Below are 18,190 nucleotides of genomic sequence, written 5' to 3'. Positions count from 1 at the left end.
CGTGTTCGGTACCCGAGAGTCGACGGTGACGATCCCGTCCGAGACATTGCGTTCGCTCGTGGACGGGCGACGCATTGCTGTCCTCACCGGGGCCGGGGTGTCGACGGATTCCGGGATTCCCGACTACCGGGGGCCCGATTCCCCGCCGCGCAACCCCATGACGTTCCAGCAGTTCGTCGGCGACCCGGTGTTCCGCCAGCGATACTGGGCCCGTAACCACGTCGGGTGGCGACACATGGATGCGGCACGACCGAACGCCGGTCACCGCGCGGTCGCCGCGCTGGAGCGAAGTGGAGCGGTCCTCGGTGTCATCACCCAGAACGTCGACCTGCTGCACACCAAGGCCGGCAGTCGCCGGGTGATAGACCTGCATGGCTCATACGCTCAGGTCCGGTGTCTCGCGTGCACCAACCGCATCTCACGATTCACCCTGCACGAACGGTTGTCCGCAGCGAACCCCGGATTCACGGAACGCGCACACGCTGTTACCGGCCTCGAGGTTGCGCCCGACGCCGACGCCGTCGTCGTAGACACCGGTGATTTCACCGTCGTCGACTGCGACCAGTGCGGCGGCATGCTCAAACCCGACATCGTGTACTTCGGTGAGATCGTGCCCCGACCCCGCGTCGATGCCGCTTACGCGTTGGTCGATCAGGCCGATGTGCTTCTCGTCGCGGGGAGTTCGCTCACGGTGCAGTCGGGGCTGCGTTTCGTCCGTCGCGCCGTCGAGCGCGATATCCCGGTGGCGATCGTGAACCGGGGACCTACCCGCGGAGACACCCACGCGACGGTCAAGGTCGAGGCGGGCACCTCTGAGGTGCTTGGCGCGCTCTCCGGATCATGACATTGCGCGCGCGACCCCAAATCCCACACCAACTTTCCTCGCGTTGCTCGGGTTGCCGTGGGTCGTGAGGCAAAGGAAAGCCGCACTACGTGGGGAAAGTGTCGCTAGATCTGCATCAGCCGCAGCGTTCGTCGATCGGCGCGATCTCTGCGAGGGATCGGAGTAGGTCGCGAGGAGCAGGAAGCTCACGTGCGGGGAGTAACGGCAACCGCACATTCGGTGTGGAGATCCGTCCCTCTGCATGAAGAACCGCCTTGATGAGGGTCGGGTTGGGCTGGGACATCAATGCACTGGCCGGTCCGACGAGTCGGTTGCCCGCTGCCCGCGCCCGGGCGGGATCGCCACCGGTCCACAGCTGGAAGAGCTCCGCGAACTCGCGTGCGTAGACGTTCGCAGTTGCCAGGATCGCCCCCTCGGCACCCATTGCCAGCAGAGGCGAGACCAGCGTGTCCTCACCGGCGAGAATCGAGAACGAGTCCGAGGACTCCGCAAGGAGTCGCGCAGTGTCGGTATCCACCGAGCCGGCCGCCTGCTTGATCCCGACAATTCGGGGATGCTCCGACAGCCGGACGATCGACTCCCAGCCCAGTCGCTGCGCTGTTCGGTACGGCACGTTGTACAGGACCGAGGGCACCGGGCTGCGCTCGGCCACGTACTCGAAGTGCGCCACGACTCCCGGCTCGGATGGACGTGTGTAATACGGGACCACCACCAGTGCTGCCGCGACGTCGGCCTCCGAGCTCAGTTCGTCGATGGCCCGCACCGTGCCGGCCGTGTCGTTGGAACCTGCACCGACGATGAGCGGAACGTCGTGCTCTCGGCACACCCTCCCACAGATTCGTACGACGTCCTGACGTTCCCGTGTGCTCAATGCACTGACCTCTGCAGTCGTCCCCAACGCGACGATCCCGGTGGCGCCGTCGACGACGATGTCGTGTGCGAGGCGTTCCAGATCGGCATATGCGATGCCACCATTCTCTGCGAACGGGGTGACGAGCGGGACGAGAATTCCGGATGGCCGAAAAGTCATGCACCTAGTTTCGATGCTCATGCACTACAGATCCAGTTAGCATTCAGGCTTTTTAGCATAAGCTGTTCTGATGCTCGACGTCCGCAAACTCCGACTGCTCCGCGAGCTCGCCCATCGAGGCACCATTGCGGCCGTGGCTGACGCTCTCTCGTATACGCCGTCAGCGGTGTCGCAACAGCTTTCCGCACTCGAACGCGAGGTGAAGAGGCCTCTCCTGGTTCGCACGGGGCGTCGAGTGAGCCTTACTGCGGCGGGGGTCACTCTCGTCGAGCACGCCGAGACCCTTCTTGCCGAATTGGAACGGGCCGAGGCTGCGCTCGCCGCGAGCGCGCGGGGGCTGTCGGGGTCGGTCCGTTTGGGGACGTTCCCCACCGCCCTACAGTCGATTGCTCTCCCCGCGATGCTGGAAATCGGCCGTTCAGAAAGGGAATTGGAGGTGACGATCGTCGAAGTCGACCCAGCCGATGTGCCGGATCTCCTGCGCGGAGGGCACTTGGAGATGGCACTTGTGCACGAGTACGACAATGTTCCCTCCACGATGGGATCCGGCATCGAGCTCGAGCCGCTCCTCGACGAGATCGTGTACCTGGCCTCCTCCATCCGCCCGAACGCGACCGGTCTTGCAGTGGTGCGTGACCACGCCGAGAGTCGCTGGATTCTCGGAAACCGCGGAACCCTGTGCCACACCATGGCCGTGCGCACCTGCCAATCGCAGGGCTTCGAGCCGCAGGTAACCCACCGGATCGACGATTTCGCGACGGTCCTGCGACTGGTTGCAGCAGGAGCCGGTGTCGCATTGGTACCGCAACTCGGCGCGATCGATGTCCCTCCGGGAGTGTCGCTCACAGCCCTCCCTGCCGGGAGACGAACCCGCATCGCGTACCGCTCGGGCAGCAAGCACCGGCCGGCCTTTGCCGCAGTGAGCGCCGCACTACATCGCGCGGCTACACCTTTCAGGGCCCGCCGAGAATCTTCGGACTAAATGCGTACCAGGTCGTCGGCGTGCACGACCGGTCGCTGCAGATCCTGAGGCAACTGCCTCGTGGAGAAGCCGATCATGAAGTCGAGTTCGCTCGGGTCGTAGGCCACAACACCACGCGCGACAGTGCGGTCGTCGGGGCCCACGAGCGCGACCACGTCGCCGGCATGGAAGCTGCCGCTCATACCCGTCACGCCCGCTGCGAGCAGCGACCTGCGTCGTTCGACGATGGCACGCACTGCCCCCGCATCGAGGTGCAAGGTACCGACCGTATCGGCCGCGTGCCGAACCCAGAAGTGGCGGGCCGACATTCGCTCGGGCCGCGCAGCGAAGGCGGTGCCCACGTCGGCAGCGCCCAATGCCCGTGCCGCATCCGACGCGGCAGCCAGCAACACCGGGACCCCGGAGTCTGCGGCGAGCCGCGCCGCGGAAAGCTTGGTCGCCATCCCACCGGTTCCGAGTGCACCGCCCGAGCCCGCCACGACACCGTCGAGATCTTCCGGGCTGGTGACCTCCGGGATCAAGGTCGCCCCCCCGTTGCGGGGATCGCCGTCGTACAGCCCGTCGACGTCCGAGAGGAGAACGAGTGCGTCCGCGCTGGTCAGGTGCGATACGAGAGCGGCGAGACGGTCGTTGTCGCCGAATCGTAGCTCGACGGTCGCGACGGTGTCGTTCTCGTTGACGACGGGCACCGCGCCGAGTGAACGAAGTCGGTCGAGGGTGCGCTGCGCGTTGCGATGCTGGGTACGACGGGCGATGTCGTCGGCGGTGAGGAGCACCTGCCCGACTGTGCGGTCGTACCGGGCGAACGAGGTCCCCCACGCGTGCGCCAGTGCGAGTTGTCCCACGCTCGCGGCAGCCTGTTTGGTCGCGAGATCGCGTGGTCGCGCGGTCAGTCCGAGGGGCGCCAGCCCGGCACCGACCGCGCCCGAGGACACGACGGTGACGTTCGAACCGGCCTGCATACGTCCTTCGATGGCGTCGACGAGTCGATCGAGGCGCTCACGGTCGAGCCCCCCGGCCAGGCTCGTGATGGCCGACGATCCGATCTTGACGACGATGCTGCGTGCGGAAGCGATGACCCCGCGGGTGTCGCTCACTGTTCTCCTCGGTTCAGAAGTCGTCGTCGGTGGCGAGACCGCGGCGGACCTTCTTGGCGTGACGGCGTTCGGCGGCGCCCACCCGATCGGTCTGATCCAGACGCGAATCGGTGCCGCGGCCCGTCGGCACCACGTCGACACCCGCGTGAGTCTGCGGTTCCCATTCGAAGCTGACGTCACCGATCGTGACGGAGCAGCCGGGTTCGGCGCCCTGTTTGACCAGCTCGTCCTCGACGCCGAGGCGCGCAAGGCGGTCGGCGAGGTAGCCGACGGCTTCGTCGTTGTCGAATGCGGTCTGACGGATCCAGCGTTCAGGCCTGGTGCCGCGCACGATGAAGCCGCCGGGCTCGTTCGGGTCCGCCACCACACTGAACCCGGTCTCGTCGCGAGCGACGGGACGGATGATGGGGCGCGCAGGAGCCGCGGGTGGGTGAGCCTCACGGTACTCTTCGACCATCTTCGCCAACGCGAATGTCAAGGGACGCAGCCCTTCCCGACTGACCGCAGAGATTGTGAAGACAGGCCATCCGCGGGCTTCGAACTCGGGCGTGACGAACTCGGCGAGTTCGGCGGCATCGGGAACGTCGGCCTTGTTGAGAATGACGATGCGGGGGCGCTCGGAGAGCTCGCCGAGGCTGCTGTCGCCCGACAACGCCGGCTGGTATGCGGCAAGCTCCGCTTCGAGAGCGTCGACATCGGAGATCGGGTCACGACCCGGTTCCAGCGTTGCGCAGTCCACGACGTGCGCCAGGACCGCGCAGCGCTCGAGGTGACGCAAGAAGTCGAGCCCGAGACCGCGGCCCTCGCTGGCACCGGGGATGAGCCCGGGCACGTCGGCGACGGTGAAGGTGGTATCGCCCGACTGCACCACGCCGAGGTTCGGCACCAAAGTCGTGAACGGATAATCGGCAATCTTCGGCTTCGCGGCAGACAGCACCGACACGAGCGAGGACTTTCCCGCCGATGGGAATCCGACGAGACCGACATCGGCTACGGACTTCAATTCGAGGACGAGGTCGAGTTCCTGACCGTCCTCGCCGAGGAGCGCGAAGCCCGGTGCCTTGCGGGCACGGGACGCGAGTGCGGCGTTGCCGAGACCACCACGGCCGCCCTGCGCCGCCACGTAGCGGGTGCCTGCGCCGATCATGTCGACGAGCACATGGCCGTGCTTGTCGAGGACCACTGTGCCGTCGGGCACCTTCAGCACGAGATGGTTTCCGTTCGCTCCCTCGCGGTTGCCACCGGCGCCCTGTGCGCCGTTCGTCGCCTTCGCGTGCTGGTGGAAATGGAAGTCGAGCAGCGTGTGCACGCCCTCGTCGACCTCGAGGATGACGTCACCGCCATTGCCTCCGTTGCCACCGTCAGGGCCACCGAGCGGCTTGAATTTCTCGCGGTGGACAGAGGCGCAGCCGTTGCCACCCTTGCCGGCGCTGACGTGCAGCACAACCCGGTCGATGAAACGGGACATGGGTGGACCTCTCTCCGAACGAAAACTACCGATGAAACGAGCAATAGGGGCGGGTCAGGGTGTGCGACCCTGGCCCGCCCCTATTGGGAGTATGTCGCGAGAATGCTCTCGCGGTGTCCTTATCGGACGGCTGACTCAGGCGTCTGCCGTGGCCGGGACGATGTTGACGGTCTTGCGACCACGCTTGCTGCCGAACTCGACAGCACCCGCCGCGAGAGCGAACAGCGTGTCGTCGCCGCCACGTCCCACGTTCACGCCCGGGTGGAAGTGGGTGCCACGCTGACGCACGATGATCTCGCCGGCGTTGACGGACTGGCCGCCGAAACGCTTCACGCCGAGTCGCTGTGCGTTCGAATCGCGACCGTTACGGGAGCTGGATGCGCCCTTCTTGTGTGCCATGACGAACCCTCCTGGGTTGTGAAGCCGAAGTTCGAGTTACTTGATACCGGTGACCTTGACAACCGTCAGCTTCTGACGGTGGCCCTGGCGCTTGTGGTACCCGGTCTTGTTCTTGAACTTGTGGATGCGGATCTTCGGGCCCTTGGTGTGCTCGACGATCTCGGCAGAGACCGAGACCTTGGCCAGAGCGTCTGCGTCGGTGGTCAGCGCGGACCCGTCGACGACGAGGACCGGAGCAAGCGAGACAGCCGTGCCGGGCTCACCCTCGATCTTCTCGACCTTGACGAGATCGCCCTCAGCGACCTTGTACTGCTTACCGCCGGTCTTGACGATCGCGTACGTTGCCATCGGACGGCTACCCCTTGCTTCTTCGAACGTGCTCGCGTCACAGTGTTGCGACGCGACTGGTCTGGTGTGGCTGCTGACTCGGGTCCCGCCGACTTCCTGCATCCAGGCGCAGCTGGGCTGTATCGCCGAGTAGCGACTGTGCAAGATTACGGGAAGGTGACTACCAGGGTCAAACCAGGTGCGGGCGGGACCGGGTCGACGCGGGTCGACCCGGCCCCAGCATGTCACACCTCGGCGTCGACCGGCGGTCCCGCAGGACGCCCCGCCGCACGACGACGACGGGGACGACGAACGATCTCCACGTCGGGCGTTCCGTCGTTCGTCGGCGCGGCGTGCTCGGGCGACGGGGCCTCCGCTGTGGTTTCAGGCGTGGGCACCGACATCACGAACACCCGGGGTTCACCTGCACGATCTTCGACCGGTGCCGCTGCCGGCCGCGAAACCCTGCGGGCACGCCGACGGCGCGGAGTCGACGCGGACTGTCCGATCTCGGGTTCCGCAACCGCCTCCTGCTCTGTCGTCTCAGGGGCGCTCGTCACCGGCTCGGACTCCTCGCTGGGTTCCGGCTCCACCGACTTCGCGGGAAGCTCTCGTTCCTCTGTGAGATCGGACACGGACTCGCCGCGAACCCCGGAGGCGTGCTCCTTCGTCTCGACCGTCTCGGCCTCCTGGTTCTGTGAGACCACGGCATCGGCGAGCAGCTCGCCGGCAGCCGTGTCGACCTGCGGTGTCGACACGGCGGTCGTTTCGGTGTCGTCGGCAGGCTTGGTGTCGTCGGCAGGCTTGTCGTGCGCTTGGTGGGCAGCCATCGCCAACGCCACCGGATGGGCCGCGCGCTTCGCGGCCTCCTCCGGGTCGGGGACGTGCGCCGGGGACGCGGCGGCGGGTTCGGCGACGACGTCCTGCTGCTGGTTGCTCTTGTCTCGTCCACGTTTGCGGCGCGACCCTCCGCCCTGCGACGACCGTCCGGACTCCTCGGCAGGCTTCGCCTCGACCGGTTCGGAATGCACGATGATGCCGCGTCCCTGGCAGTGGTCACAGGTCGTGGAAAACGCCTCCACCAGTCCGGTCCCGAGACGCTTCCGCGTCATCTGGACGAGACCGAGCGACGTCACCTCGGACACCTGATGCCGGGTGCGGTCGCGACCGAGTGCCTCGGTGAGGCGACGCAACACCAGGTCGCGGTTCGACTCGAGCACCATGTCGATGAAGTCGACGACGATCATGCCGCCGATGTCGCGCAGGCGCATCTGCCGCACGACCTCTTCGGCAGCTTCGAGATTGTTGCGGGTTACGGTCTCTTCGAGATTGCCGCCCGCGCCGGTGAACTTGCCGGTGTTCACATCGACCACGGTCATCGCTTCGGTGCGGTCGATGACGAGGGTGCCACCGGACGGCAACCACACCTTACGGTCCAGTGCCTTCGCGAGCTGCTCATCGATCCGATGCGCACCGAAGACATCCACCGTCGACTCCGACCGGTAACGCTCCACTCGCGGCAGCAGGTCGGACGCCACGGTACGGATGTAGCTCTCGACGGTGTTCCACGACTTCTCACCTTCGATGACCAGCTTGGAGAAGTCTTCGTTGAACAGGTCGCGAACAACCTTCACGAGCAGGTCCGGCTCCTCGTACAGAGCCTTCGGCTGGCCCGACCCGTCGGACTGCACCTTGTCGGCCTGTTCTCGGACCGCTTCCCACTGCGATTGCAGACGAGCAACGTCGCGTGCGAGTTCGTCCTCACTGACGCCTTCGGCGGCGGTGCGGATGATCACGCCGGCATCGGCCGGGACGATCTCACGGAGGATGTCCTTGAGACGCTTCCGTTCGGTGTCGGGCAGCTTGCGGCTGATACCTGTCGACGACCCACCCGGCACGTACACGAGGAATCGTCCGGCGAGACTGATCTGGGTTGTCAGACGTGCACCCTTGTGACCGACCGGGTCCTTGCTCACCTGCACGACCACCTGGTCGCCCGGCTTGAGAGCCTGCTCGATCTTGCGGGACTGACCACCGAGGCCTGCCGCTTCCCAGTTGACCTCGCCGGCGTACAGCACACCGTTGCGGCCGCGACCGATGTCGATGAAGGCGGCTTCCATCGAGGGAAGCACGTTCTGGACCCGGCCGATGTAGATGTTGCCGACCATCGACGCCGACCCCGCGCTCGTCACGAAGTGCTCGACGAGGATGCCGTCTTCGAGCACGGCAACCTGGGTCATGCCGATGTGAGGTCCGTCGACCTTCTCTCGGACGACCATGACGCGCTCGACCGATTCGCGACGGGCGAGGAACTCCGACTCGGTGAGGATCGGTGGGCGCCTCCGCCCGGCCTCGCGACCGTCGCGACGGCGCTGGCGCTTGGCTTCGAGGCGGGTCGACCCGCTGATCCCCTGAACCTCGTCCTTCGCAGCCCTCGCCTTGGTGCGCGGTTCGCGCTCGTGGACGACAGTGTTGGGCGGATCGTCCTCCGAGACGGTTTCGGCGCCGTCACCGGTGCCGCGCCTGCGTCGCCGACGACGGCGGCGGCGCGAGGTGCCGTCTCCCTGGGCCTCGTCTCCCGAGTCGTCGTCTCCCGAGGTGTCCTCGGACTCCTCCGGCTTGCTGTCCGCCGCACCGTCTGCAGCGGTCTCATCCGCAGCGGGCTCCACGGCGGGCGCAGCCTTCTCCTCGCTGCTGTCGCTCTCGGAGTCGCCGGACTTCGCCGGTTCGGAATGCTCGCGCTCGGCCTGCTCCGCGGAGCCGTCCTGCTGCTCGTTCTCGGCGCTGTCACCACGTCCACGCCCACGTCCGCGCCGACCACGGCGGCGGCGGCGCGGATGGTCGTCCTGCTCGTCGTGTCCTTCGGCCGGAGCGGACTCCGTCGGCTCGGCAGTCGCTCCGGTCTCCGGCGCAGCTTCGGCGGTGGTTTCGGTGGACGCGGCCGCCTCGTCGGCAACCGGCGCCGCAGTTCCACGACGCGCCCGACGGCGACGCGGACGATTCTCGCCCTCCTCCGCCGAGGGAACCTCGGGCTGAAGGAACAGCGGGGCTGCGACCTGCTCGGTCGGGTCGGCGGGCACGGGTTCGGGGATCTCGAACAGTGGTGTGTCCTGCTCGAGAGAGGTGAACAATCCGGTCGGGCCGCCCACGGACGGCGCGGCAACGGGCTCGGTCGCCGCGGCGTCCTTCGTGTCGTCGAGTTCGAGGGTGTGGCCAGTGGTCGATTCGTCGGCTACCGGTGTCTCTGCGGCTTCCGGCGCTTCGGTGGGCACCGGCGCTTCGGTGGGCACCGGTATGTCATCGGGCGCCGAGACGTCACTCGGCGTCGGCGCCGGAGGGGCCTGTTCGGCCGGGCCGCTCAACGCGCTGTGCAATTCCTCCGCAGCCTCGCGGGGAAGGGTCGAGTGGGCGCTGCGCAGTTCGGTACCGAGCTCGGCGGCCTTCGCCATCACCTGTTTGCTGGTCAACCCGAGGAGTTTGGCGAGAGCATGCACGCGGATCTTCGCGGGCAAGTTCAGGGCATTCGCCTCGGTCGAGTTGTTTTCCTGCGGCTCTTGATCGGCCACGTAAGTCTCCTAAGACCCCCGGGCGCGTCCATCACCGCGGAATGGCGATGTGAGCGGCCACACGGGGGCGCTGCTTGTGTACTCGCGCAGTAAGCGCGAGTTCTTCCGGTCGCGCATCACTCGGTCGTCCTGTGCCCGTTTTCACTGCACGGCCGAGCGATGCCTGATTAGATCGCGGATCGAGCGCCGGTGCATCCAGCGTGCGGCCGAGCGAGGTATCTCCTGCGTTCCTCGGCCACAGCGATGTCGGGCATCGATCCGTGATGTCTTCGGTCGTGCCGCGCGGGCTCGTGCGGTACAACCTCCCCCAGTATCCCACACAGACATGTACAGATACGCCAACGGCGCCCCGAAGGGCGCCGCCGAGCACATTCGAAAGGGCCGGATCTACGCGGACACGAGTGCGGGGAACCACAGCGCGATCTCGCGCTCGGCCGACTCCACAGAGTCGGAGCCGTGCACCAGGTTCTCCCCCGCCTCCAGCCCGAGGTCGCCGCGGATCGAGCCCGGGACTGCCTTCTCGACAGGATCGGTGCCTCCGGCGAGCTGCCGGAACGCGGCGATCGCACGCGGTCCTTCCAGCACTGCCGCAACCAGGGGGCCACCGGTGATGAAGTCGAGCAGACCCGGGTAGAAGGGCTTGCCCTCATGCTCCGCGTAGTGGGCCGCCGCGATGTCCGCGGGGGCGGTGCGCAGCTCGAGAGCCACGATGTTCAGTCCCTTGCGCTCGATGCGCGACAGGATCTCTCCGACATGACGGCGGGCAACGCCGTCGGGCTTGATGAGTACCAGGGTCCGCTCAGTCACGAAGACAGCGTAGTGGTTCAGCCACGCTGGCCGGGAAGCAGACCCCGCCGCTCACGGTCCTTGATGTCTTTACGCAGGTAGAGGATGTATGCCCACACCACACAGAACAGAACACCGATCGCGCCGAACGCAAGGTCGATGAAGAAACCGAGGACCGTCAGGACCTGCAGCACGATGTTGAATGGGATTGCCCACGACCGTCCCTGGACACCCGCGCCGAGCAACATCAACACTGCGAGCCCCACGACGTATCCGGTCGACACGGCCGTCAGTCCGCCACCGAGCGTCGCGATCACCGGGAGCACCAGCAGCACGACGATCGCTTCGAGCACGAGCGTGCCTGCCATCACACCGCGGAATCCCTTCCACGGATCGGTTGTCGGCGGGAGGAACTCCGCGTTCGCAGCGTTCCCCTCGCGCACGGCGTCCTCGCTCGAACCCGAACTCTCGTTGTGCCGGGCATTGTCGTTACTCACGCAGGGTCCTTTCCGAAGAGTGTGCGCGCAGCTCCGGCAGTCACGACCGAACCGGTCACGACGACACCGGCGCCCGACACCGCTTCGCCCGGCTCGCCGACTTCCTCTGCGATCGCGATGGCGGTCTCGATCGCGTCGGCCAGGTTTGCTGCGGTGACGACGCGTTCGTCACCGAAACGCGCGACTGCGACGTTCGCGAGATCATCGACATCCATGGCGCGCGGCGAACCGTTGTGCGTCACGACGATCTCGTCGAACACCGGCTCGAGCGCCTCGATAAGTCCCGCGACGTCCTTGTCCGCCATCACGCTGACGACGCCGACGAGCTTACGAAAATCGAACTCGTCGGAGAGGGCCGCGGCGAGAGCTTTAGCTCCGTGTGGGTTGTGCGCAGCGTCGAGGAAGACCGTCGGGGCGTTTCGCACCCGCTCCAGCCGGCCCGGATTGACGACCGACGCGAAAGCGTCACGCACCGTATCGACGTCGAGCTGCTTGTCGGGGCCGGCACCGAAGAACGCTTCGACGGCGGCAAGAGCGAGCGACGCATTGAACGCCTGATGCTCGCCGTGAAGCGGCAGGAAGATGTCGGTGTAGAGCCCCCCGAGTCCCTGCAGGTCGATCTGCTGGCCACCGATCGCCACAGCGCGGCGCACTACCGAGAATTCCGAACCCTGCCGGGCAACCGCGGCGTCCGCCTCGACGGCCTGCCGCAGCAACACGTCCATCGCTTCGGGTTCCTGCTGCGCGATGATCGCGACGGTGTCGCGGGGGACGAGGCCGTCCTCGGGAGCCTTCTTGATGATTCCGGCTTTCTCCCCCGCGATCTCGGTGAGTGTCTCCCCGAGATACCCGGTGTGGTCGATACCGATCGGGGTGATCACGGCTACTTGACCGGTGACGACGTTGGTCGCATCCCAGCGTCCACCGAGGCCCACCTCGACGATCGCGACGTCGACAGGAGCGTCGGCGAACGCCGCGAACGCCATCGCAGTCGTGACCTCGAACTTGCTCATCTTCGGACCGCCTGCAGCCTCCGACTGTTCGTCGACCATCCGCACGTACGGCTCGATGTCGCGGAAGGTGTCGACGTAGGTGCGCGGCGAAATGGGCGCACCGTCGACGCTGATCCGTTCGGTGGCGATCTGCAGGTGCGGGCTCGTGGTGCGACCGGTCCGATGCTGCATCCGGGTCAGGAGGGCATCGATCATCCGCGTCACCGACGTCTTGCCGTTCGTCCCTGCGACATGGATCGACGGATAGTTGAGCTGCGGCGAACCGAGGATGTCCATCAACGCCGAGATCTGTGTCAGAGACGGCTCGATCTTCGTCTCGGGCCACCGTTTGTCGAGCTCGGCCTCGACCAGTGCGAGTTCCGCAAGATCGACCGGGGACGGTGTTCCCGGACGCTCGGGAACTCCCGCGTTGTCGGCGCTCACGCCTGTCCCAGCTCCTTCAGCCTCGCGGTGATGCGGTCGATCTCTTCTTCGGCGATCTGCTTTCGTCCCGTGATCTTCTCCACGACGGGGGCAGGTGCCTTGGACAGAAACGCCTCGTTGCCGAGCTTCGCTGTGGTGCCGGCAAGTTCCTTCTCCGCTGCCGCGAGGTCCTTGCGCAGTCGCGCGATCTCCGCACCGATGTCGATCGTCCCCGAGGTGTCGAGTTCGACGGTGACCGTCGCGCGGCTCAGGCGCACCTCGATGGATGCGGACGCGCTGAAGCCTTCCTCGGGCGACGTCAGACGCGCGAGCGACTGCACAGCAGGTACCTGGGCGTCGAGTTGCGCGGCGTCGATATTCGCGAGACGGGCCGCGACTTTCTGCGACGGCTTGAGACCCTGGTCACTACGGAAACGACGGATCTCGGTGACGAGCTTCTGCAGATCCCCGATTCGGCGGGACGAGTCCGCGTCTGCCGCGACACCTGCAGCAGCGGGCCAGTCGGCGATCACGACCGATTCCCCACCCGTGAGCACCTTCCACAGGGTTTCGGTGACGAACGGGATCACCGGATGCAGCAGCCGAAGCAGCGCATCGAGGACGGTTCCGAGAACGGTCTTGGTGCCGTCGGCGTGGACGCTGCCCTCGGCCAGCTGAACCTTGGCGAGCTCGAGGTACCAGTCGCACACCTCGTCCCACGCGAAGTGATAGAGCGTCTCGCACGCCTTGGAGAACTCGTAGCGGTCGAAAGCTGCATCGACGTCGGCGCGCACCTGCTCGAGCCGGTCGAGAATCCACCGGTCGGCATCGGTCAGGGCGTCGCGGGCGGGTAGCTCCCCGATGACCGCCCCGTTCATGAGGGCGAACTTGGTGGCGTTGAAAAGCTTGTTCGCGAAGTTCCTCGACGACTGAGCGTGATCCTCACCGACAGCGAGATCGCTACCGGGGTTCGCGCCGCGCGCGAGAGTGAAGCGCAGAGCGTCGGCGCCGAAACGGTCGACCCAGTCGAGGGGGTCGATGCCGTTGCCGCGCGACTTCGACATCTTCTTGCCGAACTGGTCGCGGACGAGGCCGTGCAGGAACAGGTCCTTGAACGGAACCTTGCCGCCCTCGCCCCCGTCGAGCGCTTCGTCGCCGGACACATAGGTGCCGAACATCATCATGCGGGCGACCCAGAAGAACAGGATGTCGTATCCGGTGACGAGAACGCTGGTGGGATAGAACTTGTCCAGTTCGGGTGTCTTGGCCGGCCAGCCCATCGTGGAGAACGGCCACAGACCCGAGGAGAACCACGTGTCGAGCACGTCCGGGTCCTGTTCCCACCCTTCGGGGGCAGTCTCGTCGGGGCCGAAGCAGGCGACCTCCCCATCGGGGCCGTACCAGATCGGAATGCGATGACCCCACCACAACTGGCGCGAGATGCACCAGTCGTGCATGTTGTCGATCCAGTCGAACCAACGCGGTTCCTGGCTTTGGGGGTGGATCACCATGTCGCCGCCGCGCACGGCATCACCTGCGGCTTTGGCCAGGGATTCGACCTTGACCCACCACTGCATCGACAGGCGCGGCTCGATGGTCTCGCCGGAGCGTTCCGAATGTCCGACGCTGTGCAGGTAAGGACGTTTCTCTGCGACAACGCGGCCCTGCTCGGCAAGCTCCTTGCGGATCGCGACCCGGGCCTCGAACCGGTCCATGCCGTCGAATCGGGTTCCCGAGTCGGCGATCTTGCCGGTCTTGTCCATGATGGTGGGCATGGGCAGGTTGTGCCGCAGTCCCATCTCGAAGTCGTTGGGGTCGTGAGCCGGAGTGATCTTCACGGCACCGGTGCCGAACTCGGGGTCGACGTATTCGTCCGCAATGACCGGAATCTGCCGTCCGGTGATCGGATGTTCGAGGGTCGTACCGAGGAGGTGCTTGTAGCGCTCGTCGTCGGGGTGAACCGCCACCGCGGTGTCGCCGAGCATCGTCTCGACACGGGTCGTCGCAACGATCACGTGAGGCTCATCGTCGTTCAGCGAGCCGTAGCGCAGAGAGACGAGTTCACCCTCGACCTCTTCGAACTTGACCTCGATGTCGGAGATCGCCGTCTGCAGCACGGGCGACCAGTTCACGAGTCGTTCGGCGCGGTAGATGAGGCCGTCGTCGTACATCCGCTTGAAGATCGTCTGCACGGCACGGGACAGGCCGTCGTCCATCGTGAAACGGTCGCGGGACCAGTCGACGCCGTCGCCGATACGGCGCATCTGGCCCTGGATGGTGCCGCCGGATTCGCGCTTCCAGTCCCACACCTTCTCGATGAACCGTTCCCGGCCGAGGTCTTCCTTGGTCTTGCCGTCGGCGGCGAGTTGCTTCTCGACCACGGTCTGCGTCGCGATGCCGGCGTGGTCCATACCGGGCAACCACAGGACCTCGTAGCCCTGCATACGCTTTCGGCGTGTGAGGGCATCCATCAGGGTGTGATCGAGCGCGTGACCCATGTGCAGACTGCCGGTGACGTTCGGGGGTGGCAGCACGATTGAGTACCCGGGCTTGTCGCTCGCCGGGTCGGCCTCGAAGTACCCGGCATCTACCCAGCCCTGATACAGGGCCTCCTCGACTGCACTGGGGTCCCAGCTCTTCGGGAGGGCGTCGGCGCGGTTCTGCGAGTTCTCTGGTGCACTGGTCACCAGACAATCGTAAGCGGATGGCACAAATCACCAGGACACGACCCGAGTCAGAAGACGATCGCGGTGAAGGTGTACCAATCGCCGTGGAAGTGCCGATAGCCGATGTCGCCTTCTGCTTCCGGATTCCCGATCTTGTCGGTCCCCTGCGGTAGGTGCGCGACTCCGACCGAATTGAACAGCCCGCCCCGGGTAATGAAATGACAGCCACCCGCCTCGGACGTGACCTGACGCACCTTATAGACACCGATACGGATGTCGTCGAGCGACGGCTCGCAGGTGGCCGCACGCTGCTCGAGCTCACCTTTCGACATGTGCCACCCGATCCACGACGGGATTCCGAAGCCACTCACGACGGCAGTCGCGACAACAATTCCGGGAGTGATCCACAGGCGACGGTCCGGCCGATACCGCCACAGCCGGATCAGTGCCAGCGCGAGCCACACGGACCCCAGCAGGACGAATACCCAACCCACGAGGATCACAACGATGAACGGCATGACCGGCTGAAGCTGCGCACCCAGCAACACCACACACGCAGCGCCGACGAGAACCGGAAGCACCGCACACACTCCGATCCGCCACCAACGCGGCGTCGGCGTGCGTTCGCGCGACGTTCCTGTCCGGTTCTCCGGACTCACCCGAGGATCTCCGGCAGTTCGATCGGAGTGCCGAGGACGTGTTCGGACAGGAACGCCTCGACGGCCTGGTACCAGATCTTGGTGTGCTGAGGGCTGAGCACCCAATGGTTCTCGCTCGGGAAATACAGGAAACGGTGGGCTGTGGTGCCGTCGTCCTCAGCGGGCAGACCGGATTCGTTGAGCAACTCGTACCAGAGACGTAGCGCTTCCCCGATCGGGACGCGATAGTCCTTGTCGCCGTGGATGACGAGCATCGGGGTGACGATGTCGGCGACGTACAGGTGTGGCGAGTTCTCGACGGCCATCTCGGGGGTCATCTCGCGCTGCCAGTACCACGCGACGTCGGTGGTCGGCACGAACTGATCGAGCGCCCACAGGCTCGCATGCGTCACGATAGCGCGGAAGCGGTCTGTATGTCCGGCAACCCAATTGGCCATGTATCCACCGAAGGAGCCGCCCATCGCGGCGGTACGCGCGGCGTCGATGTCAGGGCGCGCCTCGACGGTGTCGGTGATCGCCATGAGGTCGGTGTAGGGCTCCTTGCCCCAACGACCCCATCCGCGGCGAAGAAAGTGGTCGCCGTATCCGGTCGACAGCGCCGGGTCCGGCAGCAGCACCGCGTAGCCGCGCGCGACCAGCAGCCACGGATTCCATCGCCACGACCACGTGTTCCAGCTGCTCAGCGGCCCGCCGTGGATCCACAGCAGCAGCGGTGCCGGCGCATCCGCCGTCGCGGTGTCAGGGAGGGCGAGCCAGCCGCGCACGGGAGTGCCGTCGTCGGCCGTTGCGACGACGCCGGTGAGTCGCCCCGGCAGGTCCGGCAGTTCCGCGGGCGCCTGCAGCGGCGTCACCGTTCCGGCGTCGGGGCCGGTCAGCGCGACACGCACGGGATGCGGCGGCGCCTCGTAGGAGGCACGCAACGCGAACAGCGTCGCGCCATCCGGTGCGACGGACACATCGGTGTACGCGGCGTCGTCGAGGGTGAGCTGTTCCGGACGATCGGCTCCGGACCGCAGCACGAAGACCGGGCCTCGCCCCTTCTCGTCGGCGGTCAGTACGAGACCCGCACCATCAGGCAACCACGCGATCGAGGTGGGTCGGCGGTCCCAGTCGCGTGCTTCGACGGTGGTGATGCCGTCGGCGATATCGAGGATGCGCAGTGTGATCTGTGGCGGTGTGTCCGGATCACTCAGCGATTCGTGTAGATATGCGAGCTTCGTCCCGTCCGGCGAGAGCGCCGGGTGTGTCGCGTCACCGGTATCGTCGTCGACGAGCGGGGTGCGCAGTCCGGTGGTCAGGTCGACCCGCACGAGCGTCGTGCGTCGCGAAGCGAGGGGCCCCGCCACGACCCAGGTGGACGCCGCGAACGAGCCGTCGGCGGCGACGTCGAGTTGCGCGTCGCGCAGCGAACTCCGGACGCCGGGTGTCAGGTCGGTGAGCTCACCGTCGGCGCCGACGGTGAGCAGGTGCGGGCGGTCGGGGCCGAGATCGTGGTCCCAGTACCGCACCGGGTAGCCGGTGTGCATCACGGCCGAGACCTTGCGGTCCTTGCGGGCGGCGCGGACGCGTTCGTCGTCGGTGTCGCTGTGGCCGAGCACGTTCGCGGTGACGACGAGCCGGTCTGCTCGGGCGGCGGCATGCACACCCGCAATACTGCCTTTGCGAGCGATCACCTTGGCTGCCTCACCACCGGCGGCGGGGAGTCGCCACAGCGCGGTCGGTTCGTCGTCTCCGCCCCGGACCGCGGTGAAGAGAAGATCCCCGGTCTCGGTGAAGGCCGGGTTCGACTCCCCCTTCGCTCCGTTGGTCAGCCGGCGTGCCGGTTCTCCGCCCGAGGGGTCGATTTCCCAGAGTGCACCGATGAACGACGTCGCCGTGTCGTCGAGGGTCGATTGAGCGAGGACCAACCGGGCGCCGTCCGGCGACATCACGAGCGTCGTGGCACGCGGCAGCGCAAGGAAGTCGTCGAGGTCGTCGAAGTCCGTCATGTCCAGAACCCTAGGCGTCCGAGCACTCGCGCGCGGCCGGCAGATTCGCAGCCGCGCTACCGTGTGGAGAAAACTGGAGAAACAGCCAGAAGGAGACCTCGTGGCATTGAACAAGACCGCCGTGTCTGCGCTCGCTGCAGGCGGGCTCGTCGGCGGCTACGCCGTTGCACGCCGCACCGGCAACCGTCCGCTCGGCGGCGCTGTGCTCGGCGTCGCCTGTGTGGTGTGCGGGACGCATTGGGCGCGCACGAGCGGCCCCGCCCGCACAGCCGCGCTCGTCGCCACCTACGTGGGCGCGTTCGGTGCCTCTCATCCCTTGGCGAAGCAGATCGGCGCCTGGCCGGCAGTCGGCGTCGTCGCGGCAGGCACCGCGGTGGCGTCTCAACTCGTCAGCAGGTGACGCCCGACGAGTCGCTTCGGAACCTCTGAGTGACGCGATCGGCGGGCGATCGGCCGCCAGTTGTAA

General features: G+C 66.5%; 15 protein-coding genes. 3 read left to right on the top strand and 12 right to left on the bottom strand.

Annotation, left to right across the window (positions count from 1 at the left end; all coding sequences use genetic code 11):
* Position 1: 1 nt before the first annotated feature.
* A complete protein-coding gene (locus HCA61_RS13020; RefSeq protein ID WP_169688614.1) occupies positions 2-844 on the top strand; it encodes a Sir2 family NAD-dependent protein deacetylase in 843 nt (280 codons plus the stop codon).
* Positions 845-959: 115 nt separating this feature from the next.
* Here the strand turns inward: HCA61_RS13020 and dapA are convergent, their stop codons facing one another.
* Complete coding sequence (dapA, locus tag HCA61_RS13015) at positions 960-1,874, bottom strand: 4-hydroxy-tetrahydrodipicolinate synthase (protein ID WP_169688613.1); 915 nt, start codon at positions 1,872-1,874, stop codon at positions 960-962.
* 70 nt (positions 1,875-1,944) lie between these two features.
* Between dapA and HCA61_RS13010 the strand changes: the two genes are divergently transcribed.
* Entirely contained in the window at positions 1,945-2,856 is a 912-nt protein-coding gene (locus HCA61_RS13010; protein ID WP_169688612.1) for a LysR family transcriptional regulator, read from the top strand.
* On the opposite strand, the gene proB is transcribed toward HCA61_RS13010, so the two are convergent.
* The 11 genes from proB to HCA61_RS12955 form a co-directional block, all read right to left on the bottom strand.
* Complete coding sequence (gene proB / locus HCA61_RS13005) at positions 2,853-3,953, bottom strand: glutamate 5-kinase (protein ID WP_169688611.1); 1,101 nt, start codon at positions 3,951-3,953, stop codon at positions 2,853-2,855. The two genes, HCA61_RS13010 and proB, sit on opposite strands and share 4 nt — an antisense overlap.
* A gap of 13 nt (positions 3,954-3,966) precedes the next feature.
* A complete protein-coding gene (gene obgE, locus HCA61_RS13000; RefSeq protein ID WP_169688610.1) occupies positions 3,967-5,421 on the bottom strand; it encodes a GTPase ObgE in 1,455 nt (484 codons plus the stop codon).
* A gap of 135 nt (positions 5,422-5,556) precedes the next feature.
* Entirely contained in the window at positions 5,557-5,820 is a 264-nt protein-coding gene (gene rpmA, locus HCA61_RS12995) for a 50S ribosomal protein L27 (RefSeq protein ID WP_169688609.1), read from the bottom strand.
* A 36-nt stretch (positions 5,821-5,856) separates the two neighbouring features.
* The gene (gene rplU / locus HCA61_RS12990; RefSeq protein ID WP_169688608.1) at positions 5,857-6,168 is read right to left on the bottom strand and encodes a 50S ribosomal protein L21; all 312 of its coding nucleotides are present in this window, start codon (positions 6,166-6,168) and stop codon (positions 5,857-5,859) included.
* A 224-nt stretch (positions 6,169-6,392) separates the two neighbouring features.
* On the bottom strand, positions 6,393-9,713 hold the full coding sequence (locus HCA61_RS12985) for a translation initiation factor IF-2 N-terminal domain-containing protein (protein WP_169688607.1): 3,321 nt from the start codon (positions 9,711-9,713) through the stop codon (positions 6,393-6,395).
* A 387-nt stretch (positions 9,714-10,100) separates the two neighbouring features.
* The gene (gene ndk, locus HCA61_RS12980; protein ID WP_169688606.1) at positions 10,101-10,520 is read right to left on the bottom strand and encodes a nucleoside-diphosphate kinase; all 420 of its coding nucleotides are present in this window, start codon (positions 10,518-10,520) and stop codon (positions 10,101-10,103) included.
* Between the two features lie 17 nt (positions 10,521-10,537).
* A complete protein-coding gene (locus tag HCA61_RS12975; RefSeq protein WP_169688895.1) occupies positions 10,538-10,867 on the bottom strand; it encodes a DUF4233 domain-containing protein in 330 nt (109 codons plus the stop codon).
* A gap of 125 nt (positions 10,868-10,992) precedes the next feature.
* Complete coding sequence (locus HCA61_RS12970) at positions 10,993-12,432, bottom strand: folylpolyglutamate synthase/dihydrofolate synthase family protein (RefSeq protein ID WP_169688605.1); 1,440 nt, start codon at positions 12,430-12,432, stop codon at positions 10,993-10,995.
* Entirely contained in the window at positions 12,429-15,101 is a 2,673-nt protein-coding gene (locus tag HCA61_RS12965) for a valine--tRNA ligase (protein WP_206040069.1), read from the bottom strand. Before HCA61_RS12965 ends, HCA61_RS12970 begins: the two co-directional genes overlap by 4 nt.
* 44 nt (positions 15,102-15,145) lie before the next feature.
* Positions 15,146-15,736 (bottom strand): hypothetical protein, encoded by a 591-nt coding sequence (locus HCA61_RS12960; RefSeq protein ID WP_169688603.1) that lies wholly within the window; start codon positions 15,734-15,736, stop codon positions 15,146-15,148.
* Positions 15,733-17,724: a prolyl oligopeptidase family serine peptidase gene (locus tag HCA61_RS12955; protein WP_169688602.1), complete on the bottom strand. Its 1,992-nt coding sequence runs from the start codon at positions 17,722-17,724 to the stop codon at positions 15,733-15,735. The genes HCA61_RS12960 and HCA61_RS12955 overlap by 4 nt, the downstream gene beginning before the upstream one ends.
* A 100-nt stretch (positions 17,725-17,824) precedes the next feature.
* Here HCA61_RS12955 and HCA61_RS12950 point away from each other — a divergent pair, with 100 nt between their 5' ends.
* Positions 17,825-18,124: a hypothetical protein gene (locus HCA61_RS12950; RefSeq protein ID WP_169688601.1), complete on the top strand. Its 300-nt coding sequence runs from the start codon at positions 17,825-17,827 to the stop codon at positions 18,122-18,124.
* Positions 18,125-18,190 lie beyond the last annotated feature (66 nt).

The organism is Rhodococcus sp. HNM0563, assembly GCF_012726195.1.
Classification (GTDB): Bacteria; Actinomycetota; Actinomycetes; order Mycobacteriales; family Mycobacteriaceae; genus Rhodococcus.
The sequence above is the reverse complement of the archived record's forward strand: the minus strand, read 5'-3'. Positions and strand labels throughout refer to the sequence as shown.

Excerpts from the sequence above, each read along its gene's own strand:
- HCA61_RS13010 (WP_169688612.1), top strand. The coding sequence starts at position 1,945 with ATGCTCGACGTCCGCAAACTCCGACTGCTCCGCGAGCTCGCCCATCGA.
- HCA61_RS12975 (WP_169688895.1), bottom strand. The coding sequence starts at position 10,867 with ATGGCAGGCACGCTCGTGCTCGAAGCGATCGTCGTGCTGCTGGTGCTC.
- rplU (WP_169688608.1), bottom strand. The coding sequence starts at position 6,168 with ATGGCAACGTACGCGATCGTCAAGACCGGCGGTAAGCAGTACAAGGTC.
- rpmA (WP_169688609.1), bottom strand. The coding sequence starts at position 5,820 with ATGGCACACAAGAAGGGCGCATCCAGCTCCCGTAACGGTCGCGATTCG.
- HCA61_RS12955 (WP_169688602.1), bottom strand. The coding sequence starts at position 17,724 with ATGACGGACTTCGACGACCTCGACGACTTCCTTGCGCTGCCGCGTGCC.
- obgE (WP_169688610.1), bottom strand. The coding sequence starts at position 5,421 with ATGTCCCGTTTCATCGACCGGGTTGTGCTGCACGTCAGCGCCGGCAAG.
- dapA (WP_169688613.1), bottom strand. The coding sequence starts at position 1,874 with ATGACTTTTCGGCCATCCGGAATTCTCGTCCCGCTCGTCACCCCGTTC.